This window comes from Psychrobacter sp. CAL346-MNA-CIBAN-0220 (assembly GCF_040309805.1).
GTDB lineage: Bacteria > Pseudomonadota > Gammaproteobacteria > Pseudomonadales > Moraxellaceae > Psychrobacter.
Genome location: NZ_JBEOPF010000394.1, coordinates 1 through 263 on the forward strand (window position 1 = coordinate 1; position 263 = coordinate 263).

Consider the following 263-nt stretch of genomic DNA (forward strand, 5'->3'; position numbering starts at 1 on the left):
GTTAAGCCAAGCGTTAATGCATGAGCCGCAATCGCCGCATGGGGCTCTGATTGATAACCCAACTGATAAAGTTCTGCTAAAGCGCCAGCGGTATCATCTTCAGAAAGAGCCACGCCTGTTACCAATGATAACGGCCAGCCCATTTGCTCACAAATCGCTTCAACACGAGGCCAATTACTTGGCTCTGACACATCCATAGCATTTGACATAGTCGCTACCGTTTTATACGGCTGCCATTCTCCACCAGTGAGATAACGCGGCAC

At 49.4% G+C, this 263-nt stretch carries 1 protein-coding gene; it reads right to left on the minus strand.

The window, feature by feature from the left end; translation table 11 throughout:
- Positions 1 to 263 (minus strand): hypothetical protein (locus AAEY88_RS14105; protein WP_350563386.1); only part of this gene is annotated, 263 nt, incomplete at both ends.